This is a genomic window from Rhodococcus sp. MALMAid1271, assembly GCF_049195265.1.
Taxonomy (GTDB): domain Bacteria; phylum Actinomycetota; class Actinomycetes; order Mycobacteriales; family Mycobacteriaceae; genus Rhodococcoides.
On record NZ_JBMIRQ010000107.1, the window covers coordinates 56,952 to 79,569 of the forward strand.

Genomic DNA, 22,618 nt, shown 5'->3' on the forward strand with positions numbered 1-22,618 from the left:
CGAGCCCAGTGGATATCGATTGTTACTGACCGACGACGATGTATCCGTCCGTGGTCAGCGTGTTGTCCGGTCCGAAGACCAGGTTGCCGTACGACCCGGTAGCGGGCTCGCCTGCATCACTGAAGTTCAGTGCGCCGGTGATGCCGTCGTAGTCGATGTCGGTGCCGGCCTTGACGAGCGGCAGGCACTCGGCGTAGCTGGTGCACTTGGTGCCGTCCTTGGTGACGCTGTTGATGTTGGCAGCGATGTCGGTACCTGCCGTCGACTTGGCCTGCTCGGCAGCGAGCGCCGAGATGACCACCGCGTCGTAGGACTCACCGGCGTAGTTGAAGTCCACCAACGCCGGATCGACAGCCTTGAGCCGGTCCTGGAACGCAGTGCCGACGTCGGTCAGCGGAGTCGTGCCACGCATGGTGTCCAGCAGACCCGGAGCCATCGCTTCACCGAGAGCGTTACCCATGTTGCCGTCGACGCCATAGACGAGCATGCCGTCGGACGGACCGATGCCGACCGCGTGCATGCGGGTGAGGATCTTCGCCGACTCCTCGAAGCCGATCACGGCCACAGCGTCGGGATTGAAGGTCTTCACGCCATCGACCTCCGCGTTGAACGACTGCGCGTTGGGGTCGTAGATGGTCGTCTGAATCTGGTCCGCCGGGATGCCTGCTTCTTCGAGGTTCTTGGCGGTGTTCGCTGCCAAGCCGGTGCCGTACGGATCGTTGAGCGCGAGGATTGCCACGCGCTGGGCACCATCGTTGGCGATCAACTGCGACAGCGCCTGCGCCTGCAGTACGTCGGTGGGTGCGGTACGGAAGTACATCCCCTTGTCCGGATAGCAGACAAACTGATCGGAGGTGTTGGCCGGGGAGAACTCGACGACGCCTGCACTGGCGATCTTGTCGATGACCTTCAGCGAGACCGACGACGACGCTGCGCCGACGATGACGTCCGCGCCGCCGGCGAGCAGGCGGTCCACCGTGGTGTTCGCGGTGTCGGTCGTCGTGTCGCCCGAGTCACCCGGGATGAGGGTGACGGGCTGATCGAGGACGCCACCGGCACCGTTCACATCGTTGATGGCGAGCTGGACGCCTGCGATTTCGGGCGGGCCGAGGAAGGCAAGTGTTCCCGTCTCGGGCAGCAAGGTCCCGACCACCAGCGGCGAGGTGTCCGGTGTGGACCCCGCTGTCGCCTGTTCGGGCGTGCAGTCGGTGGATACGGTCTCGGCGGCCGACGTGTCGCCGCCCCCGGCGGAGTCGGTCGAGCTGGAGTCATCGCTCGACGAACAGCCGAACAGGGCGAGCGAGGTGACGCTCAGCACCGCAGCCGTGCGGACATAGGTCCGAATTGCCATCTAGGTTCTCCTTGAAATCGCTCTTCGATGAAGCTCACCTGAGGTACATGTGGCTCACGTGTGGATCAGACGGTAGTGCTCGAAGCCGATCTGTAAGGCCTAGAACGACGCTCGTGACCTGACTGTGACCTACCGAGGCGAAGTTTTACGTGGCCGTAGCTTTGGGCGTCGAATCAGCCCTCTGCCGCAGGCTTGTTCGCAGGAGTACCGAGTGTCTCGATCACGACCTCGGCAACGGCCTTCATCGTCGTTCGCCGATCCATCGCCGCGCGCTGAATCCACTTGAACGCCTGCGGTTCTGTGAGCGAGTGCGAAACCATGAGAATGCCCTTGGCCTTCTCGATCAGCTTCCGTGTCTCGAGCCGATCCTGCAGATCCGCAATCTCGGATTCGAGAGCCGAGATCTCGCTGAAACGACTGGCTGCAAGCTCCACCGCAGGCATCAGATCGGCCTTGGTGAACGGCTTGACCAGATACGCCATAGCCCCGGCATCACGGGCCTTCTCCACGAGTTCTCGTTGACTGAACGCGGTCAGAATGACGACCGGCGCGATGCGCTTCTCGGCGATCTCCGACGCCGCGTCGATGCCGTCGCGGCGCGGCATCTTGACGTCCATGATGACCAGATCGGGGCGCAACTCGACAGTCAACTCCACCGCCTGCTCACCGTCCGCCGCTTCACCCACCACGTCGTAGCCCTCCTCGCGGAGCATCTCCACCAGGTCGAGCCGGATCAGGGATTCGTCCTCCGCAACCACCACGCGAAGCGGGGGCTTGCCAGTACCGTGCGCACCAGGAGCATTCATCTGTATCGGTCTCCTTTGACAGTCGTTGCCCATCAGGGCCGTCGAGCATCTGAAGGGTACCGGTGCACGGCTCCGAAAGCGCATCTTCTAAACTCGTCAATCGTTGCTTGAAAGACGCCAGCCCTCGTATCCCAATTGGCAGAGGAAACGGATTCAAAACCCGTCCAGTGTGAGTTCGAGTCTCACCGAGGGCACCACGACAACTCGGAAGGCCGGAGAGCGGTCATCGCCGCCCTCGATCGCGCCTACAGTGGGGTGATGTACATACCCAGCAGTCTCCGATGCCATGACACCAGCGCGGGCAGCTTGTGCGCGCAGAAAGTCGACCATCGCTTCGGTGACTCGGCGGACCAGTCCGCCCAGTGGGTGTTCTACACCTGCAGCGCCGACAGCAGCCATGAGACCGGTTACGTCGACCGCCTGGTCACCGCCTGAATCATGTTCGTCGAACGCGCCTATGTCGACGCCGAGGACATCGGGTCGGGCTGGCCCTTCACTGTGCCTGCCGTTGCCGACCTTGCTCGCAACGGACTCGAATTCCTGGCACCGGTCACGATTGTGGTCGGCGACAACGGTTCCGGTAAATCGACCCTCGTCGAGGCGATCGCCGAGGGTTTCGGAATCGATGCCAGAGGCGGACGGGCGGCGCAGCAATCGCGTCGACCGGATGAGGTGACCAGCGCCCTCGGCGAGGTACTCGAGCTGGAGACGACGCCGCGGGGTTCGCGAATGCTACGCGGCCCACGACTGCACAAGCGCGGCTTCTTTCTCCGCGCCGAGACCGCATTCGACATGGCTGAACACCTCGGCGGAGTGCCGGGATTCTGGGACGAGAACACGGCCGAGATGAGTCACGGCGAAGGCTTTCTGGCCATGTTCGGTGCCATGTTGGCCGAGCCCGGTTTCTACGTTCTGGACGAACCCGAATCAGCGCTGTCCTTCACTGCTTGCCTGCAGTTGATTGCGTTGATGTCCGAGCTCGGCGAGGAAGGCGCACAGATCGTGTGTGCCACTCATTCCCCGATCCTGGCGTCCACACCGGGCGCGGACATCGTCGAAGTGGGCGAGCACGGACTACGCCGAAGCACCTGGGACGAGCTGGAATTGGTGCAGCATTGGCGACGCTATCTCGATGATCCGAACAGCTACCTACGCCACTTGTTCGACTGACCACAGCCCGTCGGTCAGCCTGCCGTCAGCGAGCCCTCCCGACGACGACGCACACTCCCCGGGGAGACCCCGGTTTCGCGTTTGAATGCCTTGCTGAACGCCGCCTCCGAGAGATATCCGCTACGCCGTGCCAATTCGGCCACCGAAACATCGCCCGACCGAAGGCTGTCCTGGGCGATCTGCATCCGCCACATCGACAGGTAGCGCATCACCGATTCACCGACCAGCTCGGTGAATCGAGCAGAGAAGGCCGAACGAGACATCTTCACCTCGGCAGCCAGCGCGGCAACCGTCCACTGCGCGTCGGGGTTTCGATGAATGAGGGCGAGCGCGGCCCCGATCCGAGAATCCGTGAGTGCGCCGAGCCATCCGGACCGTGCCCGCTCGTCGTCCGCCATCCACGACCGCAGAGCCTGGATCACCAGCACATCGGACAGCCTGGTGATGATCGCTTCTCCCCCGGGCTCGAGCGAGGTCGCCTCGTCGGCAACCATGGCCAGCAGCGACTGCATCCGCGACTGCCGCGGGCCCGAATCCGCCTCGATGACGACAAGCGCAGGCAACACTCCGATCAGTTGCTGCGCCGCCGGGTGGTCCAGTCGCACTGCGCCGCACATGAGCGTCGCACTCGGTTCGCCGGTGCCGCTGCGGATGACCGCATATCGATCGCTGACATGGTCGTGCGGAAGGTCGTAGACGACAGGTGCACTCTCCGCAGCATCGTCATCGCTGGCGAGCACGTGCCCGCGGCCGTGCGGAACCAGCGCGAAGTCACCGGGAACGAGATCGCGAGTGGGATTGCCGGGCACCGACAACCGACAACGACCGCTGACGACGGTGTGAAACCAGAGCGCGTCCTCCATGGCCGGCAATTCCAAGCCCCACGACCCGGCCAGTTCGGATCTGCAGTAGAACGATCCGGTCATTCGCAGAAAGTGCAGCGCTTCCCCGAGAGGATCGGGCGACTTCCACGGGTCGAGTCCTCGCATGTATCGATCGTCCCACAGCCTGGACGATTGGACATCTTTTCGAGCCGAAAGATCATTGTTCATCCAGCTGCGCACGTTCAGAGTGGATGGAGTCACCACAGGAGCCGAACGGAAGGAACGCCGTCATGATCACGATTCCGGGAGCGACCGATCGGGTTGGATCTCACGTCGCCGAGACACAAAACAGCGCCGAGCCCTCCTTCGACGAGTTCGCGAACTCGATCCCGGCACCGGTTCCCGTGCCATGATCGACCGAATAGCCTCGGCAACAACACTTCTCGGCGCACTTGGATCAGCGTTGATGGCGGGAGTACTGCTGGCGTTCTCGATCAGTGTGCTGCCCGGATTGAAAACCCTTCCGGTTCCGATCGCAATGGCGTCGATGCAGAGCGCCAATTCCGCGATCCTCAATCCGCTCTTTCTGATCCTCTTCATGGGCACCGCGCTGTCCTGCGTGGTGGCAGCCGTGCTGAGTCCGTTCACCGACAGCGGCCGGTGGGCATTGATCGTCGCCGGTGCCGTCTTGTACGTGGTGGGCTGCTTCGCGGTGACGGTCACGCTGAACGTGCCGCTGAACGACGCCTTGGCTGCCGCCGATTCGTCCAGTGCAGCAGCAGTGGCGACGTGGGAAGCGTTCACCACGAAGTGGGTTCTGTGGAACAACGTCCGCACCGTCGCCGCGGCGGGGGCCTGCGCCGCGCTGATCCTGGGTCAGGGCAGATCGGCGTTGGGCTGATCCGATTCCGAATCCTGGTGCCGCTTACGGATTTCTTCCTCGAACCGCGCGATGAGGTGATCGGTGTCGGCGGTCGAGACGTTCCGGGCACCTTCGTCCATCGACGCGTCACGCCCGCGGCGCAATGCAGCGAGTTCGGCTTCGAGTTCGTTGTTGTCGAGTACACGTGGATCCAACATGACCTCCATTGTGGCCCCCTCTCCGATGCCTCGCCAGGGGTTTGCTGTAATCGCGCCATGAACGTCGTGCACAGTTTCGCGCCCATCGTCGACCGGAACGCCACAACCCTGATTCTGGGCTCCATGCCCGGTGTCGCGTCGCTGGAGGCGCAGCAGTACTACGCCCATCCGCGAAATGCGTTCTGGCCGATCATGGGAAGCCTGTTCGGTGCCGGCCTAGATCTCCCGTACGACGCGCGCACCGCGCGACTTCGAAGCCACGGGATCGCCGTCTGGGACGTGCTGAAGCTGTGCACGCGCCAGGGCAGTCTCGACTCGGCGATAGTCGAATCGTCCATCGTCACCAACGATTTCGATGGATTGTTCGCGGAGTACGCGAGTATCGACAGGGTGTTCTTCAACGGGGCCAAAGCGGCCGAGAGCTACCGCCGGTACGTGGGGAAACCGGAAACGCTTCCCCACGTGAGCTTCACCCGCCTGCCGTCGACCAGTCCTGCGCATGCCGCACTGAGCGGCGATGCGAAAATCCGCGCATGGTCGGCTGCGCTCAGGCCCGCACCCGCTTCGGGAAGTGCCGGATGAGCCCTTCCTGCACGACGGTGGCCAGCAACTGACCGTCCATCGAGAAGAATCGACCCGTGGCCAGGCCACGAGAACCGGCAGCGACCGGTGATTCGGTGGCGTAGAGAGCCCACTCGTCGAATCTGAAGGGCCGGTGGAACCAGATGGAGTGGTTGACCGTCGCCGCGACGATGCGATCGAGTCCCCATGACAGTCCGTGGGTGGTGATGATCGAATCGAGCACCGTGGTGTCCGACGCGTAGCCCATGGTCGCGGCGTGAAAGATCGGGTCGTCGGGTAGAGCCCCGTCGGCCTTCATCCACACCCGATTGTGATTGAGCTTCTCCCCGGTGCCGTGCATGATCCACGCCGGATCATTCGCGTATCGCATGTCGATCGGCTTGAGGGCGTCGACGAACATCTGCAGTCGATCCTCGTAGCCGACGAAATGATCGCCCAGGGGTGGCAGCGCGTCGGGGTACGGAACCTCGGGAACCTCGACACTGTGCTCCAGGCCTTTCCCGAAGTCCTGGAAGGCAGCAAGCATCACGAACAGCTCGTTACCGTCCTGCACTGCGGTGACCTGACGGTTGGCGAAGGCGCGGCCGTCGCGTTGACGACCGACGCGGTACTCGATCGGCTTGTGGACGTCACCACCGCGAATGAAGTGCGCGTTGATCGCGTGGACGTCGCGCGAGGTGCCGGACACGGTGCGGCCTGCCGCGATCAGGGCCTGAGCGACCAGTTGCCCCCCGAACGTTCGGCTCCCCACCTGCTCCGGGTGAACACCGACGAACACGTCCTCCTCGATCTCCTCGAGTGCGAGGAGATCGAGGAGTGTCTCGAGATCAGTCTTCACCGCTGTACTGCTCGGCGCGCTCTCGCTGCCGCCGTTTCCCCCCGCTTCGACCACTTACCGGTCCTCTTCTCCGATTCGGTGCACATGGATCAAGTTGGTCGAGCCTACTGTGCCGGGAGGCGCACCGGCCACGATCACGACCTGATCGCCCTTGTTGTATCGACCGAGCTCGAGAAGCGCCTTGTCGACCTCTTTGACCATCGCATCGGTCGATCCGACGTCGGGAACGAGGAACGTTTCGGTTCCCCAGCTCAGCGACAGCTGGCTGCGTACCTCGGAGATGGAGGTGAACGCAAGCAACGGCAGCTTGGTGTGCAAGCGAGCCAACCGTCGAACGGTGTCACCGGACTGGGTGAAGGCCACGAGTGCCTTCGCGTCCAGGCGCTCACCGATATCGCGGGCAGCGTAGGAGATCACTCCACGCTTGGTGCGCGGGACGTGCGTCAACGGCGGCACACTGTCGCCCTCGGTCTCGACTGTCTCGACGATGCGGGCCATGGTCCGCACCGTGTCCATGACGTACTTGCCGACCGAGGTCTCACCGGAGAGCATGACCGCGTCGGTGCCGTCGAGCACCGCGTTGGCGACATCGGACGCCTCGGCGCGCGTGGGACGAGAGTTCTCGATCATCGATTCGAGCATCTGAGTCGCGACGATGACGGGCTTGGCATTGGCGCGGGCGATCTGGATCGCGCGCTTCTGCACCAGCGGCACCTGTTCGAGTGGCAACTCGACGCCGAGGTCCCCACGAGCGACCATGATCGCATCGAACGCGAGCACGATCGCTTCGAGATTGTCGACCGCTTCGGGCTTCTCCAGCTTGGCGATGACGGGAACTCGACGACCCACGCGATCCATCACGGCGTGCACGAGTTCGACATCCGCGGGCGAACGCACGAACGACAGCGCGATGAAATCGACACCGAGAGCGAGCGCGAACTCGAGATCCGCGATGTCCTTCTCGCTCATGGCTGGAACGGATACGTCCATACCGGGCAGAGAAACGCCCTTGTTGTTGCTGACCGGTCCGCCTTCGGTGACACGGCACAGCACGTCGTTGCCCTCGACGCCGGTGACCACGAGGCCCACCTTGCCGTCGTCGACGAGAAGGCGATCGCCTTCCTTGGCGTCCTGGGCCAGCTCCTTGTACGTGGTCGACACCCGGTCGTGAGTGCCTTCGCAGTCCTCGACGGTGATGCGGACGAGTTCACCGCTCGCCCACGTGGTCGAGCCCTCGGCGAAGCGGCCGAGACGAATTTTCGGTCCCTGCAGGTCGGCAAGAATGCCCACCGCTTTGCCGGTGGAGTCCGAGGCGGCCCGGACCCTCTCGTAGTTGGCTTGGTGATCGGGGTGATCGCCATGGCTGAAATTCAGTCGTGCGACATCCATTCCACTCTCGACGAGTTCGCGGATGCGCTCTGTGGTTGCGGTTGCGGGTCCAAGGGTGCAGACAATCTTCGTACGTCGGCTCACGAAAGCGAGCCTAGCCGCTGGAGGCCGCGTTCTCTATCGCAGACACGTCCAGCTGAATACTACCGATCGGTAGCCTCGCTGCGATGCTGCTGAAGCCGCCTGTACCGGTTCAGAGACGGGAGTCACACCACCGCGAGAGGCAGGGCAGTCGGGTGCACCGGCGACGGCAATTCCGAGTGCCCGGTGAGAAAAGCATCGACACCGTGGGCCGCCGATCGACCTTCTGCGATCGCCCACACGACCAACGAAGCGCCGCGATGCGCATCTCCACAGACGAACACCCCGGGTGCCGTGGTCTGCCAATCGGGACCACACGAGAGCGCACCCCGCTTGGTCGGCGTCAGGCCGTACTCCTCGAGCAGCGGACCGTGCTCGACACCCTCGAATCCGATGGCGAACAACGCCAGATCACAGGGCAATTCGACCTCCTCACCGATGGGCGTGACGATCCGTCGACCGTCCGCGTCGCGCTGCACCTCGACCTCGGCGAGCACCATGGCGCGAACATGCCCGCGCTCGTCGCCGAGAAATCGCTGAACCGCAACCTGATGACGTACGACGCCGCCCTCGGCGTGCGCGGGTGACGTGCGCAGCACCAGGGGCCACGAGGGCCACGGTGAGAGACTGTCGTCTCGCGCCCCCGGTAGCGCCGGGTTGTAGTCGAGTTGGGTGACCGACGCCGCGCCTTGCCGGTGAGCGGTACCCAAGCAGTCGGCTCCGGTGTCACCGCCGCCGATGATCACCACGTGCTTGTCCGCAGCGGAGATCGTCGTGGGTCCGTCGCCTTCGCACTCCTTGTTCGACGGCACCAGGTGCTCCATCGCCAGGTGAATTCCGTCCAGGCCGCGACCGATCACCTCGGTATTGTCGCGGGCCCGGAGAGCTCCGACGGCGAGCACCACCGCGTCGAACGATGTGCGCAGCTGTTCGACCGTGAAGTCGATACCCACCTCGCAATCGGTGACGAAATGCGTTCCCTCGGCTCGCATCTGCATCAGACGCTGGTCGAGTACCGATTTTTCGAGCTTGAATTCCGGAATGCCGTATCGGAGCAGTCCGCCGAGGCGATCGTCCCGCTCGTACACGGTGACGTCATGGCCCGCGCGCGTGAGTTGTTGCGCCGCAGCCAATCCCGCCGGCCCCGATCCGACGACAGCAACCCGCTTACCGGTCGAGATCGTCGGCGGCTGTGGGACGACACTGCCCTCTTCCCATGCCAGATCTGCGATCGTCTGCTCGACCCGCTTGATGGTGACGCTGCCCCCGGTGGCCGCCTCGGAGATCGAGAGCACACACGCTGATTCGCACGGTGCGGGGCAGACCCGGCCGGTGAATTCCGGGAAATTGTTCGTCGCATGCAGTCGATCGCTCGCCGCATCCCAGCGACCACGGCGCACCAGATCATTCCATTCGGGAATCAGATTTCCCAGTGGGCAACCTGCAGTTCCCGAGTGACAGAACGGAATTCCGCAATCCATACACCGACGCGCCTGATCGGAGACCTCCGCTGCACGTTCGCTCGTCGGCTGGTGCGAGTACACCTCGTTCCAGTCCTTGACCCGCTCACTGATCGGACGCTTGGCAGCATCGCGTTTGACGACTTTGAGAAATCCTTGTGGATCAGCCACGTGCAGCCTCCATGATCGCAGCATCGACGTCGCGCCCTTCGGCACGCGCCATTCGAGTCGCTTCCAGCACCCGCTGGTAGTCGACGGGCATGATTTTGGTGAACAGAGCAGACCGGCGGGGCCAGTCGGCCAACAACGACGTCGCGACAGTCGAGCCCGTCCACCGTCGATGCTTGTCGACGGTCTCGCGCAGCCACATCAGATCGTCCGGGTCGGGGACCTGCAGTTCGACCATCGCCATGTTCACGTCGGCCGGATCCAGACCGAGGACGAACGCGATGCCGCCCGACATCCCCGCCGCCATGTTGCGGCCGGTCGGTCCGAGTACGACGACCCTGCCGCCGGTCATGTACTCGAAAGCGTGGTCGCCCACCCCCTCGTTCACCGCCACCGCTCCCGAGTTCCGGACCGCGAACCGCTCCCCTGCTTTGCCCCGCAGGTACACCTCGCCCGACGTCGCTCCGTACAGAATGGTGTTGCCTGCGATCACGTTGTCCTCGGCGACGAACAGCGCATCCGGAGCGGGTCGCACGACGATCCGGCCCCCGGACAAGCCCTTGCCCACATAATCGTTCGCGTCGCCGACCAGATCCAAGGTGATGCCCGGCGGCAGGAATGCTCCCAGCGACTGTCCGGCCGATCCGGTGAACGCGATGTGAATCGTGTCGTCCGGCAGACCACCCGCACCGTAGCGTCGAGTGACCTCGGAGCCCAGAAGTGTGCCCACGGTGCGATTGACGTTACGTACCGGAAGCTCGAGGCGAACCGGATGCGAGTCCTCCAGCGCTCCCTCGGCCAACTGGATCAGCGTCCGATCGAGCGCGAGATCGAGGCCGTGGTCCTGCTCGCGTAGGCGTCGACGCTGCGTCATCGGTGCGCCCTGTCGGTCGACGGGCATCGCGAAGATCGGAGCCAGATCGAGCCCCTTGCTCTTCCAGTGCGCAACCCCTGCCGCAGTCTCGAGCACATCGGCGTGGCCGACTGCTTCGTCGATACTGCGGAATCCGAGCTGCGCGAGGTACTTTCGCACGTCCTCGGCGATGAACTTGAAGAAGTCCTCGAGGAACTCGGGTTTGCCGGTGAACCGCTTGCGTAGTTCCGGGTTCTGCGTCGCAACGCCCACCGGGCACGTGTCGAGATGACAGACGCGCATCATGATGCAACCCGCCACGATCAGTGGAGCCGTCGAGAAGCCGAACTCTTCCGCACCGAGCAGTGCCGCCACGATGACGTCTCGACCGGTCCGCAGTCCTCCGTCGCACTGCACGGTGATGCGATCACGCAAGCCGTTGAGGACCAGCGTCTGCTGGGCGTCGGCAAGCCCGATCTCCCACGGAGCACCGGCATGTTTGAGCGAGGTCAACGGAGCCGCTCCGGTTCCACCGTCGTATCCGGAGATCAGCACGACATCGGCGTGCGCCTTACTGACACCGGTCGCCACGGTCCCGACGCCGACGGAACTGACGAGCTTGACGTGCACGCGTGCGTTCTCGTTGGCGTTCTTGAGATCGTGAATCAGCTGTGCGAGATCCTCGATGGAATAGATGTCATGGTGCGGAGGCGGCGAAATCAGCCCGACGCCCGGCGTCGAATGCCGGGTCTTCGCCACCCACGGATACACCTTGTAGCCGGGCAACTGACCGCCCTCACCGGGCTTGGCACCCTGCGCCATCTTGATCTGAATATCCGTGGCATTGACGAGATAGTCGCTGGTGACACCGAACCGACCACTGGCGACCTGTTTGACGGCGCTGCGACGACTCGAGTCGTAGAGGCGATCGATGTCCTCTCCGCCTTCGCCCGAGTTGGATCGCGCGCCGAGGTTGTTCATCGCAACGGCCATCGTCTCGTGCGCTTCGGCGGAGATCGATCCGTAGCTCATCGCACCGGTGTTGAACCGGGTGACGATCGACTCGACGGACTCCACCTCGTCGAGTGGCACCGGAGGCCGCACACCGTCTTTGAACTCGAACAGGCCGCGCAGGGCACCTCCTTCACGGGCGAGCCGATCCACCTCGTCGGTGTACTTCTGAAATACGTCGTATCGGCCGGTTCGCGTGGCGTGCTGCAACAGGAACACCGTCTCGGGTGTGAACAGATGCAGCTCTCCCTCGCGCCGGAACTGATACTCGCCGCCGATCTCGAGCCGACGGTGCACACGGTCGGTCGGATTCTCGGGGTATGCCCGCCGATGGCGCACCTTGACCTCCTCGGCGAGCACGTCGAGACCGACGCCGCCGAGCTTGGACGCAGTTCCTTTGAAGTACTCGCGCACCACCTCGCGGTCGAGACCGACGGCCTCGAAAACCTGGGCTCCGGTGTACGAACCGACAGTCGAGATGCCCATCTTGGACATCACCTTCAGCACACCCTTGCCGAGCCCGTACAGGTAGTTGCGCACTGCGACGGTCCGCTCGACCCCGGTCAGTTCGCCCTCACCCACCAGATCCTCGATCGACTCCATCGCCAGATACGGGTTGACTGCTGCGGCACCGAATCCGATGAGCAGCGCCAGGTGATGGACTTCGCGCGCGTCCCCGGACTCGACGACGAGGGCGACCTTGGTGCGCTCCTTGGTGCGAACGAGATGATGGTGCACCGCCGAGGTGGCAAGCAGTGACGGGATCGGTGCCCGAGTGTGGTCCGAATCGCGGTCGGAGATGATCAGCGTCCGGTATCCGGCGGCGATCGCCTCCGATGCCCCGGCGCGCAGCTCCTCGATCGCCTCGGCGAGACCTTCACCGCCGCGTTCGACCTCGTACAGGCCGCGCAGTACCGTCGCCGACAGTCCGGGATGGTCCCCGTCCTCGTTGATGTGAATGATCTTGTTGAGCTCGTCGTTGTCGAGCACCGGCCACGGCAACACGATCTGCCTGCACGATGCCGCGGTGGGCTCGAGCAAGTTCTGCTCCGGACCCATTACCCGCGAGAGCGAGGTCACGATCTCCTCACGGATCGAATCGAGCGGTGGATTGGTGACCTGGGCGAACAGTTCGATGAAGTAGTCGTAGAGCTGGCGTGAGCGCTGCGACATCACCGCAGAAGGTGTGTCGGTACCCATCGAACCCAGTGGTTCTCCCCCGGAAGCGGCCATCGGCGTCAGTACGACGCGAAGGTCTTCCTCGGTGTATCCGAATGCGACCTGCCTACGAACCACGGACTCGTGGTTGTACTGGACGTGTGCGCGCTCGGGCAAGCTCTTGATCTCCAGCAGGCCGGCATGCAGCCACTCCTGGTAGGGGTGTTCGGTTGCCAATTGGAGCTTGATCTCGTCATCGGGAACCAATCGGCCCGCGGCGGTATCTATCAGGAACATCTTTCCGGGCTCGAGGCGTCCCTTGGCCACGACCTCGGATTGCGGCACATCGAGTACACCGGCTTCGCTTGCGAGAATCACTCGCCCGTCGACCGTCTGCCACCACCGCCCTGGCCGAAGACCGTTGCGGTCCAGAACCGCTCCGACGTAGCTACCGTCGGTGAACGTCACACAGGCCGGCCCGTCCCATGCCTCCATCATCGAGGAGTGGAACTGGTAGAACGCTCGCACCCGCGGGTCCATCGTGCGGTGGTTCTCCCACGGTTCGGGCACCATCATCATGACCACGTGGGGCACACTGCGCCCACCCAGATGCAGTAGTTCGAGTACTTCGTCCAGGGACACCGAATCCGATGCATCGGGATTGCAGATCGGGAACAACCGCTCGAGGTCACCAGGGATCAGATCGCTCGACAGCAACGCTTCTCGGGCACGCATGCGATTGCGATTGCCTTTGACGGTATTGATCTCACCGTTGTGGGCGACGTAACGATGCGGGTGCGCCAGCGGCCACGACGGGAACGTATTCGTCGAGAATCGACTGTGAACAATGGCAATTGCACTCTTGCACAACGGATTACGCAGTTCCGGGAAGTACAGCGGCAACTGCATGGTGGTGAGCATGCCCTTGTAGACGATGGTCCGCGAGGACAGCGACGGAAAGAACAGTCCCGATCCGTCGGACTCGATCTCGGGGGTGACCCGCTCGGATCGCTTACGCAGTCCGTACACCAACCGATCGAGCGCAAGACCGGCCGGACGCGCGCCGTCGACCTCGGGAGCGGTGACGAACAGGTAGCTCATGTACGGCATGCAGCCCAGTGCCGTGACTCCGACGTCGGCTCGATCCGGATCGACCTCGACCGGAACCCAGCCGAGGACCTCCAGACCTTCTTCTGCCGCAACGGTTTCGACGCGATCCACAGCGATCGCACGCTCACGGAATCCCTGCGGCAGAAAGCACACTCCGGCCGCGAACGTGTTGTCGCCATCGGCATCGGGGGCAGGGAGATCGAAGGGTGCAAGTGAGGCGAGGAGTTCGACCGGCAGCTGAATCAGGATGCCCGCACCGTCGCCGCTGTTGGGCTCGGCTCCGGCCGCTCCACGGTGTTCGAGATTCTCCAATGCGAGAACACCATCCGCCACGATGTCGTGGGAACGTCGACCTGCGATGTCGGCGATCATCGCAACGCCGCAGGAATCCTTCTCCGCACTCGGGTCGTACAGGCCCTGCTCTGCAGGCATCCGAGAAAACAGCACTACGCTCACCTCCACATAGGCCGGAGGGTCGCGACGGCAGTGCAGTGATCTATGTGCTGCACCGTAAGTCTCGGCAACCCCGCCGACTCCTCGACTCATCTCGACCGACGTGGTCGAACGAGCCGAACTACAAATGCCTGTCGGGTTTTGACCGGGACAACTCTGGCCCGCGAAAGAATCCGGGATCGCTCCCGGATGGCGAAATCCTAGCAGCTGACGTCGCCGCAGTGGCACTCGCGAATACCGGGGCACTGCATTGCGTCAGTGCTTGATTCCCTCGATGCTTCTGCGCTGTCAGTCGCGAAGTGGTCGACCGTGCTGATCTCGGACGCTACCGGTGAGCATCATTATTCCGTCGATCAGGGGCCAGATACCCCCGATGCCACAGGTGAGCCACGTGACGGCTATCTGCGCCACGGCGATACCCGGTTGGTTCAGGTAGAACCGTCCGGCCCCGAATGCTCCCAGCAGGATGTTGAGCAGCCCAGCCGTCAGCTTCTGCTTGTCCGAGTACGGCTCGCCGGTCATGGGGTGCCTGCCGTACGGGGCCATCGGGTCCATGAAGCCGGGTCCGCCCGCATACTGAGGACCACCGTACTGAGGACCCGCGTACTGCGGTTCCCCGTACTGCGGACCCGGGTACTGCGGTTCCCCGTACTGCGGACCGCCGTAGGGCGGGGGCGGCGGCGCGAACTGACCGGAACCATCGGTGGGGGGCGGATAGCCGGCTCCGGGTGACGGTCCGAATTGCCCATCGGACGCGCCATCTTCGGAAGTGCCGTACTGGGGTGTGGCGAACTTGGGGTCGGGTGCGCCGTACACAGGACCGGAGTCCGAGGGAGTGCGCTTCTCGAATGAAATTCTCGGCTCGGACGGATTCGATTCGTCCTTCGACGATCCGTCCGATGACGATGGGTCTGCCTCACTCACTTCGAGCTCCCTTACGACGGTGCGATACGAACGAGGGCATCAGTCTCGCAGTTTTCGCCCCTGAGGGTCGGTTACATTGCCCACCAGTATCAGAACTCCGTCTGTCACGTGCCACACGAACAGGCCCAACAGCACTATCAGACCGAGGCCGAACACCGCGAGGAGCAGCACGCCGGAGAAGAACAGCAGCACTTGTGCGACGCCGATTCCGGTACTACCGAGGTAGAAGCGGCCCACTCCCAACCAGCCGAGGAGCAACTGCAGCAAGCCAGCGACGACCTTGGACTTGTCCGACAGCGGCAGACCGGTCACCGGGTCGCGGCCGTACGGCGCGTCGGGACCGGCACCGAACACCGGCCCACCCGGGTAGCCCGACGGTCCGCCGAAGCCTTGTTGTGCATAGCCCTGCGGCCCGTAACCCTGCGGACCGTAACCCTGGGGTCCGTATCCCTGCGGCCCGTAACCCTGGGGTTGACCGAGATTCTGTTGCTGACCGTAGCCCTGTTGTGGGTAGCCCTGTTGTGGGTAACCCTGTTGTGGGTAACCCTGCTGCGGATAGCCAGAGGTGGGAGGAAAATCGCTGAACGATTGGTCTGCGCTGCCGTCCGAGCTGGGCGCAGGGTAACTCGGTGTGCTCGACCAACCCGGCCCGTTTCCGATGCCCGAGTAGGTGTCCCAACCTGGCCCAGTGGACCCGGTAGGACCGTGCGATGGCGCAGACTCCGAGGTGGCGGGCGGTTCCGAGAGAGACGCTTCGGCGGTGGCATCGTAGTCGAACGGCGTGCCGAACGAGCTCGTCGGCGTCACCTCGTTGTCCTTCGAGTCACCCGCGCTGGAGTCGCGCTGCGGATCTGTGCCGGGGGTCTTGTCGAAATCAACCACGGGTACTGCCTTCTTCCTCTGCTTTCTTGTCAGACGCCTGCGTGTCCTGCGCATCGGCTCGGCCCACTTCGGTGCCGGCCTCATCGGTGCCGGGTTCGGTCGCGCTCGGGTCAGCCGCGTTCGAGTTCTCCACCGACTGCGCGGACGCATCGGCGCGTGCCTCGCCCCCGTCGAGGTCCTGGTCGTCGTTGGACTTCAGCGTGGCGGGGTCTTCACGGCCCTTCGTGGCGATCAAGAAGTATGCGACGGCAAGAACGAAGACGATGGCCGAGGTGAAACTGTTGATGCGGATTCCGGCTATCTTCGTGGCGAAGTCGTCACGCATCAGTTCCACCCAGAACCGTCCGGCGCAGTATCCGGCTACGTAGAGCGCGAACAGTCGTCCGTGACCGATCGTGTATTTGCGGTCGACCAGCACCAGCAGTGCGACGATCGCGACGCTCCAGAGCAGCTCGTACAGGAACGTCGGATGAACGACCCTCTCCACGAACCCGGTCGAGACGCCGTTCAGCGGATCTAGCCGACCGTTCGCGTCGACGCGCTCGTAGATTTCCAGACCCCACGGCTGCGTCGTAGCGCGTCCGTACAGTTCCTGGTTGAAGTAGTTGCCGATGCGCCCGATCGCCTGAGCCAGCAGAATCGGCGGTCCGACCGCGTCACCGAACGCAGGTAGCGGAATGCCGCGTCGACGGCACGCAATCCAGGCACCGACGCCGCCGAGGAACACTGCTCCCCAGATTCCGAGACCGCCGTTCCAGACGTACAGAGCCTCGATCGGCCGTCCGCCGGGTCCGAAGTAGGTCTTCCAGTCCGTGGCCACGTGATACAGACGTCCGCCGAGCAAGCCGAACGGGACGGCCCACACTGCGACGTCGAGGACGGTCCCCTTGGTTCCACCTCGCGCAACCCAGCGGCGATCACCCCACACCACCGAAATGACGATGCCGATGATGATGAACAGGGCGTAGGCCCGTAGTGCCAGCGGTCCGACGTGCCACACCCCCTGCGGCGGGCTGGGAATGTAGGCCAGGACTGCGGTCGAAGTCACGACGCTACGTTAGCGGAACGGACACCCTCGGCCAGTTCCGTCGTCAGCTCACGGACCGCGTCGAGTCCCTTGTCCACGGCACTGACCAACGCCGAACCGACGATGACCGCGTCGGCATAGCGTGCGATCTCGGCCGCCTGCGCTCCGGAGCGAACCCCGAGGCCGACCCCGATGGGAATGTCGGAATGCTGACGAATACGGGCCGACAGCGCCGGGGCCATCGAGGACACTGCGTCCCGGGCACCGGTGACGCCCATGGTCGACGCGGCATAGACGAAACCGCTACTGGCCTCGACTGTGCTGACGAGCCTCTCCTCGGTGGACGAGGGGGCCACGAGGAAGATGCGATCGAGTCCGTAGGCGTCGGAGACTTCGATCCACTCCTGTGCCTCGTCCGGAATGAGGTCCGGGGTGATGATTCCAAGCCCACCGGCACCGGCCAAGTCTCGCGCGAAGTTCTCGATGCCGTATTTGAGCACCAGGTTCCAGTAGGTCATGACAACAGGTTTTCCACCTGCGGCCGCGACCTTCTCGGCGACCGTGAACACGTCCTTGACCCGCGCACCGGCACGCATCGCAACATCTGCTGCCGCTTGAATCGTGGGGCCGTCCATCACGGGATCGGAGTACGGAATGCCCACCTCGACGATGTCGCATCCGGCGTCGACCATCGTCTCGACCACCTCGATCGAGCGCTGCACGGTCGGGAAACCCGCAGGGAGGTAGCCGACGAGAGCTGCGCGCCCCTCGGCCCGGCACTGCGCGAAAGTCTCGGAAAGGCGAGAGTCGTTGTTGCTCATGGCTTGACACCTGCTTCGTCGTCGACGTTCGCTTCGCCGTTCCGGTCCATCAGACCGAACCATTCGGCCGCGGTGTCGACGTCTTTGTCGCCGCGTCCGGACAGGTTGACCAGGATGATCGCATCCTGGCCGAGTTCCTTGCCGAGGGTCAACGCGCCTGCGACGGCATGCGCGGACTCGATGGCCGGAATGATGCCCTCGGTGCGGCACAACAACTCGAACGCGTTCATCGCTTCGGTATCGGTGATGCCGCGATACTCGGCCCGCCCTATGTCGTGCAGGTACGAATGCTCCGGACCGACACCCGGATAGTCCAAACCGGCCGAGATGGAATGAGATTCGATGGTCTGGCCGTCCTCGTCCTGCAGGAGGTACGAGTACGCACCGTGCAACGCACCCGGTGAGCCACCACTGATGGTCGCAGCATGCCTGCCGGTATCGACACCATCGCCCGCCGCTTCGAGGCCGATCAGGCGGACGTCGGCGTCGTCGATGAACGCATGGAAGATTCCGATCGCGTTGGACCCGCCACCGACACAGGCCGCGATGGCGTCGGGCAGTCGCCCCGTGGACGCGAGCACTTGCTGACGCGCTTCGAGGCCGATGATGCGCTGGAAGTCACGCACCATGACCGGGAACGGATGTGGCCCTGCGACGGTCCCGAAACAGTAATACGTGTTGTGCGCGTTGGTGACCCAGTCGCGCAGGGCCTCGTTGATCGCATCCTTGAGCGTGCGCGATCCCGATTTGACGGCCACGACGCTCGATCCGAGCAGACGCATCCGGGCAACGTTGAGCGCCTGGCGCTCGGTATCGACCTCACCCATGTACACGACACATTCGAGCCCGAGGAGCGCACAGGCGGTGGCGGTTGCCACGCCGTGCTGGCCGGCCCCGGTCTCGGCGATGATCCGAGTCTTGCCCATCCGCTTCGCCAGGAGAACCTGGCCCAGAACGTTGTTGATCTTGTGAGAACCGGTGTGATTGAGGTCTTCTCGCTTGAGGAGAATCCGAGCGCCGCCGGCGTGCTCGGACAGTCGGCTCGCTTCGAATACGGGGGACGGACGCCCGGTGTAGTCGCGTTGCAGCCGATCGAGTTCACCGAGGAACTCGTTGTCGCTACGGACTTTCTCGTACTCGGCGGTGACTTCCTCGATGACGCCCATCAGCGCCTCGGGCACAAATCTGCCGCCATAGACACCGAAATGGCCGCCCACATCGGGCTCGTGCGGGCTGCGTTCGGTGAGGCCGATGCTGCTCTGCGGCAGATCAGCGCCCTTGAAGCGGACTGCCTGCGCGGCGTCCACGGTGCCTGAAGAATTGCTGGTGCTCACCGGTCCAGTGTGCCCCAGAGGCGGACTATCGCCGCGCTCGGGTCGGGTGCCGGTTCACCTGGACATGGTCAGCGCGCGGGCTTGGGGCACGACGGGTGGGTTCCCGCCGTCACCAGGTCCGAGACAGCGGTGCGTGGATCGCCCGAAGTCACCAAGCCCTCGCCGACCAGTACTGCGTCCGCCCCGGCACCGGCGTATGCGAGCAAATCGGCTGTGCCCCGCACACCGGACTCTGCAATACGAATGATCTCGCTGGGCAGACCAGGCGCAATGCGACTGAAACTGTCACGGTCGATCTCGAGGGTCTTGAGGTTGCGCGCGTTGATTCCGATGACCGTGGCACCCGCTTCGAGCGCACGGTCCGCCTCGGCCTCGGTGTGGACCTCGACCAACGCCGTCATTCCCAGGGACTCGGTGCGATCGAGCAGTGAGGTCAGTGCATCCTGCTCGAGTGCCGCGACGATCAGCAGAATGACGTCGGCACCGTGGGCTCGCGCCTCGTGGATCTGGTACGGACCGACGATGAAGTCTTTGCGCAGCACCGGGATCGAGACGGCAGCACGCACCGCGTCGAGGTCTGCGAGGGAACCGTGGAAACGGCGCTCCTCGGTCAGGACGCTGATGACGCGGGCACCGCCCTGCTCGTAGGCGCGAGCCAGCACTGCCGGATCCCCGATGTCGGCCAACGCACCTTTGGACGGACTGGCGCGCTTGACCTCGGCGATGACACCGATACCGTCCTCACGCAGGGCTGCTGCCGCGTCGAGCGGTGCCGGGGCTGCCTTCGCTGCTGCTTTCACGGCGGCGAAATCGACCACCGATTCACGAGCGGCCACATCGGCCCGGACTCCGTCGAGAATCGAGTCGAGAACAGTCATGTGCCCCAGTCCTTTCTGAGCGTCGACATTCGATGTGAGGAATCTCATCGCCGTCGGACCTAGCGTAGAGGGCCGTGTCGATCCGACGAACGCGGGGTGCCGGACTCGTCGGTAGGGTCTTCCCCGGCGTCGAGTGCGTCCCACATCATGCGTTCGGTGAGGTCCTCGCCCTCGTCCCGTGCACTGTTCTCCGCCGAGGAAATGCGGGAGCGCCGCGCCACCTCGTCACGGCGCACTGCCGGAGCGTCGTACTTGGACGAGAGTACCTGCGAGGCAGATGTTCTCCGAATCGACACCACGGCCGCAGCCAAGGCACAGAGCGCCCCGATCAGCGTGACGATCGCAGGCAGAACCGAGACATCCGTCGACGACACCTCGGCCCTGGCCGGCAGTTCGGCCAGCGCCGCAGACTGGGCATCGGAGGCACCGGCGGTCAGCAATCGAACAGCCGGGATCGCGGCCGCGACGGCTACCGCTGCAATCAGCAGGGCCAGAACCCGCAGGGCCCACCCTCGCACCGCGAACGACGCCGCAACTGCGGCCAACAGCACCAGCGCCAACGGAGTGGTGGCAGCGGCCCAGGTACTACCCAGAAGTGAGTCCGTTCGGCCCTCTCCCAGACCGTCGGCGGACGTCACCCGCACCCACGTCATCCGCGACGCACCCCACAGGCACGCCGCCGCCACGACCAGCAGCGCTACGGGAACTGCGGCGGAACTGCGACGCCCGGATCCTTCGGTCATCGGCCACCGACCTCGCGCAGCGACTCCGCTGCCGCAACGGCTCCCAACACTGCCATCGCCTTGTTTCGCGCTTCGTCGTCTTCGTACTCCGCGACCGAGTCGGCCACGACGCCCGCACCGGCCTGAACGTACGCGGTGCCATCCTTGACCAGGGCCGTGCGAATCGAGATGGCCGTGTCTGCGTCACCCGCAAAATCGAGATACCCGACGATGCCGCCGTAGATGCCGCGCCGGGTCGGCTCCAACTCGTCGATCAGTTCCATCGCGCGCACCTTCGGAGCACCCGACAATGTGCCGGCCGGGAAACACGCCTTGACCGCGTCGAGGGCGCGCTTGCCCTCCGCCAAGCGGCCTGTGACCGTCGACACCAGATGCATGACGTGGCTGTAACGCTCGATATGTCGATAGTCGCTCACCCGAACCGTGCCGGGAGCACAGACACGTCCGAGATCGTTTCGGCCGAGATCCACGAGCATCAGGTGCTCGGCGTTCTCCTTCTCGTCCGCAAGCAGATCCTTCTCGAGCAACACGTCCTCCTCCTCCGACCTGCCGCGCCAGCGCGTACCGGCGATCGGGTGAGTGGTCGCGAGGCCGTCGACCACCGTCACCAAGGCCTCCGGGCTGGATCCCACAATGGAAAACGCCGTCTCGTCGTCAGCGCCGGGAACGTGCATCAAATACATGTACGGGCTGGGATTCGACGCCCGCAGCATCCGATAGATGTCGAGCGGAGAAGCCTCGGTGTCCATCTCGAAACGTTGCGACAGCACCACCTGGAACGCCTCCCCGGCTTCGATCTCCTTCACCAGGCGGTCGACATCGGTGCCGAAGCCCTCGGAAGTCCGTTGCCTGCGAAACTTCGGGGCGGGCTTGGCGAACGTGGAAACGGTGGAGGCAGCGGGCTTCGACAGGTCCGCACACATCCGGTCCAGCCGCCGAACAGCATCGTCGTACGCACGGTCGACATGTTCGTCGGAGCCGTCCCAGTTCACCGCGTTTGCGATCAGAGTGATCGCGCCCTCGTGATGGTCGACGGCCGCAAGATCGGTGGCGAGCAACATCACCATCTCCGGAACACCGAGATCGTCCTGAGCGTGCTCGGGCAGCTTCTCGATCCGCCGGACCGAGTCGTAGCCGAGGTAGCCGACCATGCCACCGGTCAACGGAGGCAGACCAGGCACCCGCTCCGAATGCAACAACTCCAACGTCCGCGCCAACACCTCGAGAGGATCGCCGCCGTTCGGCACCCCGGCAGGAACATTGCCTCGCCACACCGCCTCGCCGTCGACCACGGTCAACGCTGCCGGAGCACCGGCACCGATGAACGACCACCTCGACCACGAACGTCCGTTCTCAGCGGACTCGAGCAAGAATGTGCCGGGCCGATCCGCCCCGAGCTTCTGATACGCCGACAGCGGAGTCTCGGAGTCTGCGAGCACCTTTCTCGTCACCGGCACCACTCGATGCTCGGCGGCGAGCTGCCGAAACACCTCGCGGGAGGTGGTCGAGTCCGAAGGATCGGTCTCGCGGGTGGGGCTGGGGTCGGTGGTCGTCTCGCCGTGCATCGTTCCATCCTCCCAGGTTCGACCCAACGGGTCACTCCGCGGCTCCGCTCCTGCCCCCGGTCACTCCGCAGGCTCCGCTCCTGCCCCCCACCTCTTGCCGGTCGCGGTAA

At 64.2% G+C, this 22,618-nt stretch carries 20 protein-coding genes and 1 tRNA gene; 5 read left to right on the plus strand and 16 right to left on the minus strand.

From position 1 onward, the window contains the following. Window positions 1–22: 22 nt before the first annotated feature. Both ACOQFP_RS17580 and ACOQFP_RS17585 read right to left on the minus strand, forming a co-directional pair. On the minus strand, window positions 23–1,351 hold the full coding sequence (locus tag ACOQFP_RS17580) for an ABC transporter substrate-binding protein (RefSeq protein WP_206488693.1): 1,329 nt from the start codon (window positions 1,349–1,351) through the stop codon (window positions 23–25). A gap of 173 nt (window positions 1,352–1,524) precedes the next feature. Further along, on the minus strand, window positions 1,525–2,157 hold the full coding sequence (locus tag ACOQFP_RS17585) for an ANTAR domain-containing response regulator (RefSeq protein ID WP_206488694.1): 633 nt from the start codon (window positions 2,155–2,157) through the stop codon (window positions 1,525–1,527). Between the two features lie 120 nt (window positions 2,158–2,277). On the opposite strand from ACOQFP_RS17585, the gene ACOQFP_RS17590 reads away from it, so the two are divergent. The 3 genes from ACOQFP_RS17590 (at window position 2,278) to ACOQFP_RS17600 (ending at window position 3,327) form a co-directional block, all read left to right on the plus strand. Beyond that, window positions 2,278–2,354 (plus strand) — tRNA-Leu (locus ACOQFP_RS17590). A gap of 61 nt (window positions 2,355–2,415) precedes the next feature. Next, entirely contained in the window at window positions 2,416–2,592 is a 177-nt protein-coding gene (locus tag ACOQFP_RS17595; RefSeq protein WP_421585034.1) for a hypothetical protein, read from the plus strand. Window positions 2,593–2,595: 3 nt separating this feature from the next. Next, entirely contained in the window at window positions 2,596–3,327 is a 732-nt protein-coding gene (locus tag ACOQFP_RS17600; RefSeq protein WP_341244519.1) for an AAA family ATPase, read from the plus strand. Window positions 3,328–3,341: 14 nt separating this feature from the next. Here ACOQFP_RS17600 and ACOQFP_RS17605 read toward each other — a convergent pair whose 3' ends face one another. Continuing rightward, window positions 3,342–4,316, minus strand: coding sequence for an AraC family transcriptional regulator (locus ACOQFP_RS17605; RefSeq protein ID WP_421585035.1), 975 nt, complete (start codon window positions 4,314–4,316; stop codon window positions 3,342–3,344). A gap of 244 nt (window positions 4,317–4,560) precedes the next feature. Between ACOQFP_RS17605 and ACOQFP_RS17610 the strand changes: the two genes are divergently transcribed. After that, window positions 4,561–5,052 carry a DUF1772 domain-containing protein gene (locus ACOQFP_RS17610; RefSeq protein WP_421585036.1) on the plus strand — a complete coding sequence of 164 codons (492 nt, stop codon included), beginning with the start codon at window positions 4,561–4,563 and terminating at the stop codon, window positions 5,050–5,052. On the opposite strand, the gene ACOQFP_RS17615 is transcribed toward ACOQFP_RS17610, so the two are convergent. Next, complete coding sequence (locus tag ACOQFP_RS17615; protein WP_206488699.1) at window positions 5,028–5,231, minus strand: hypothetical protein; 204 nt, start codon at window positions 5,229–5,231, stop codon at window positions 5,028–5,030. The genes ACOQFP_RS17610 and ACOQFP_RS17615 overlap by 25 nt on opposite strands. A 57-nt stretch (window positions 5,232–5,288) precedes the next feature. Between ACOQFP_RS17615 and ACOQFP_RS17620 the strand changes: the two genes are divergently transcribed. Further along, window positions 5,289–5,813 (plus strand): DNA-deoxyinosine glycosylase, encoded by a 525-nt coding sequence (locus tag ACOQFP_RS17620; protein ID WP_341244521.1) that lies wholly within the window; start codon window positions 5,289–5,291, stop codon window positions 5,811–5,813. Here the strand turns inward: ACOQFP_RS17620 and ACOQFP_RS17625 are convergent. From ACOQFP_RS17625 to ACOQFP_RS17680, 12 genes are all read right to left on the minus strand, one after another. After that, window positions 5,779–6,651: an acyl-CoA thioesterase gene (locus tag ACOQFP_RS17625; RefSeq protein WP_421585037.1), complete on the minus strand. Its 873-nt coding sequence runs from the start codon at window positions 6,649–6,651 to the stop codon at window positions 5,779–5,781. The genes ACOQFP_RS17620 and ACOQFP_RS17625 overlap by 35 nt on opposite strands. Before the next feature lie 54 nt (window positions 6,652–6,705). Further along, on the minus strand, window positions 6,706–8,124 hold the full coding sequence (pyk, locus tag ACOQFP_RS17630) for a pyruvate kinase (protein WP_206488702.1): 1,419 nt from the start codon (window positions 8,122–8,124) through the stop codon (window positions 6,706–6,708). Between the two features lie 122 nt (window positions 8,125–8,246). Then, complete coding sequence (locus tag ACOQFP_RS17635) at window positions 8,247–9,752, minus strand: glutamate synthase subunit beta (RefSeq protein WP_206488703.1); 1,506 nt, start codon at window positions 9,750–9,752, stop codon at window positions 8,247–8,249. Further along, a complete protein-coding gene (gltB, locus tag ACOQFP_RS17640) occupies window positions 9,745–14,313 on the minus strand; it encodes a glutamate synthase large subunit (protein WP_421585038.1) in 4,569 nt (1,522 codons plus the stop codon). The genes ACOQFP_RS17635 and gltB overlap by 8 nt, the downstream gene beginning before the upstream one ends. Before the next feature lie 309 nt (window positions 14,314–14,622). Continuing rightward, complete coding sequence (locus ACOQFP_RS17645) at window positions 14,623–15,258, minus strand: NINE protein (RefSeq protein WP_421585039.1); 636 nt, start codon at window positions 15,256–15,258, stop codon at window positions 14,623–14,625. A 39-nt stretch (window positions 15,259–15,297) separates the two neighbouring features. Next, the gene (locus ACOQFP_RS17650; protein WP_421585040.1) at window positions 15,298–16,140 is read right to left on the minus strand and encodes an NINE protein; all 843 of its coding nucleotides are present in this window, start codon (window positions 16,138–16,140) and stop codon (window positions 15,298–15,300) included. Beyond that, complete coding sequence (gene lgt, locus ACOQFP_RS17655) at window positions 16,133–17,188, minus strand: prolipoprotein diacylglyceryl transferase (protein ID WP_421585041.1); 1,056 nt, start codon at window positions 17,186–17,188, stop codon at window positions 16,133–16,135. The genes ACOQFP_RS17650 and lgt overlap by 8 nt, the downstream gene beginning before the upstream one ends. Continuing rightward, entirely contained in the window at window positions 17,185–17,988 is an 804-nt protein-coding gene (gene trpA / locus ACOQFP_RS17660) for a tryptophan synthase subunit alpha (protein WP_206488708.1), read from the minus strand. The genes lgt and trpA overlap by 4 nt, the downstream gene beginning before the upstream one ends. After that, window positions 17,985–19,295: a tryptophan synthase subunit beta gene (gene trpB, locus ACOQFP_RS17665; RefSeq protein ID WP_206488812.1), complete on the minus strand. Its 1,311-nt coding sequence runs from the start codon at window positions 19,293–19,295 to the stop codon at window positions 17,985–17,987. Before trpB ends, trpA begins: the two co-directional genes overlap by 4 nt. 95 nt (window positions 19,296–19,390) lie before the next feature. Beyond that, window positions 19,391–20,200, minus strand: coding sequence for an indole-3-glycerol phosphate synthase TrpC (gene trpC / locus ACOQFP_RS17670; protein WP_206488709.1), 810 nt, complete (start codon window positions 20,198–20,200; stop codon window positions 19,391–19,393). Window positions 20,201–20,259: 59 nt separating this feature from the next. Then, a complete protein-coding gene (locus ACOQFP_RS17675) occupies window positions 20,260–20,943 on the minus strand; it encodes a TIGR02234 family membrane protein (RefSeq protein WP_206488710.1) in 684 nt (227 codons plus the stop codon). Then, a complete protein-coding gene (locus ACOQFP_RS17680; RefSeq protein ID WP_421585042.1) occupies window positions 20,940–22,508 on the minus strand; it encodes an anthranilate synthase component I in 1,569 nt (522 codons plus the stop codon). Before ACOQFP_RS17680 ends, ACOQFP_RS17675 begins: the two co-directional genes overlap by 4 nt. Window positions 22,509–22,618 lie beyond the last annotated feature (110 nt).

What these genes read in the sequence shown, in the direction of transcription:
- ACOQFP_RS17580 (WP_206488693.1), bottom strand. Translation starts at nt 1,351, where the DNA reads ATGGCAATTCGGACCTATGTCCGCACGGCTGCGGTGCTGAGCGTCACC.
- ACOQFP_RS17585 (WP_206488694.1), bottom strand. Translation starts at nt 2,157, where the DNA reads ATGAATGCTCCTGGTGCGCACGGTACTGGCAAGCCCCCGCTTCGCGTG.
- ACOQFP_RS17595 (WP_421585034.1), top strand. Translation starts at nt 2,416, where the DNA reads ATGTACATACCCAGCAGTCTCCGATGCCATGACACCAGCGCGGGCAGC.
- ACOQFP_RS17600 (WP_341244519.1), top strand. Translation starts at nt 2,596, where the DNA reads ATGTTCGTCGAACGCGCCTATGTCGACGCCGAGGACATCGGGTCGGGC.
- ACOQFP_RS17605 (WP_421585035.1), bottom strand. Translation starts at nt 4,316, where the DNA reads ATGCGAGGACTCGACCCGTGGAAGTCGCCCGATCCTCTCGGGGAAGCG.
- ACOQFP_RS17610 (WP_421585036.1), top strand. Translation starts at nt 4,561, where the DNA reads ATGATCGACCGAATAGCCTCGGCAACAACACTTCTCGGCGCACTTGGA.
- ACOQFP_RS17615 (WP_206488699.1), bottom strand. Translation starts at nt 5,231, where the DNA reads ATGTTGGATCCACGTGTACTCGACAACAACGAACTCGAAGCCGAACTC.
- ACOQFP_RS17620 (WP_341244521.1), top strand. Translation starts at nt 5,289, where the DNA reads ATGAACGTCGTGCACAGTTTCGCGCCCATCGTCGACCGGAACGCCACA.
- gltB (WP_421585038.1), bottom strand. Translation starts at nt 14,313, where the DNA reads ATGCCTGCAGAGCAGGGCCTGTACGACCCGAGTGCGGAGAAGGATTCC.
- trpA (WP_206488708.1), bottom strand. Translation starts at nt 17,988, where the DNA reads ATGAGCAACAACGACTCTCGCCTTTCCGAGACTTTCGCGCAGTGCCGG.
- trpC (WP_206488709.1), bottom strand. Translation starts at nt 20,200, where the DNA reads ATGACTGTTCTCGACTCGATTCTCGACGGAGTCCGGGCCGATGTGGCC.
- ACOQFP_RS17675 (WP_206488710.1), bottom strand. Translation starts at nt 20,943, where the DNA reads ATGACCGAAGGATCCGGGCGTCGCAGTTCCGCCGCAGTTCCCGTAGCG.
- ACOQFP_RS17680 (WP_421585042.1), bottom strand. Translation starts at nt 22,508, where the DNA reads ATGCACGGCGAGACGACCACCGACCCCAGCCCCACCCGCGAGACCGAT.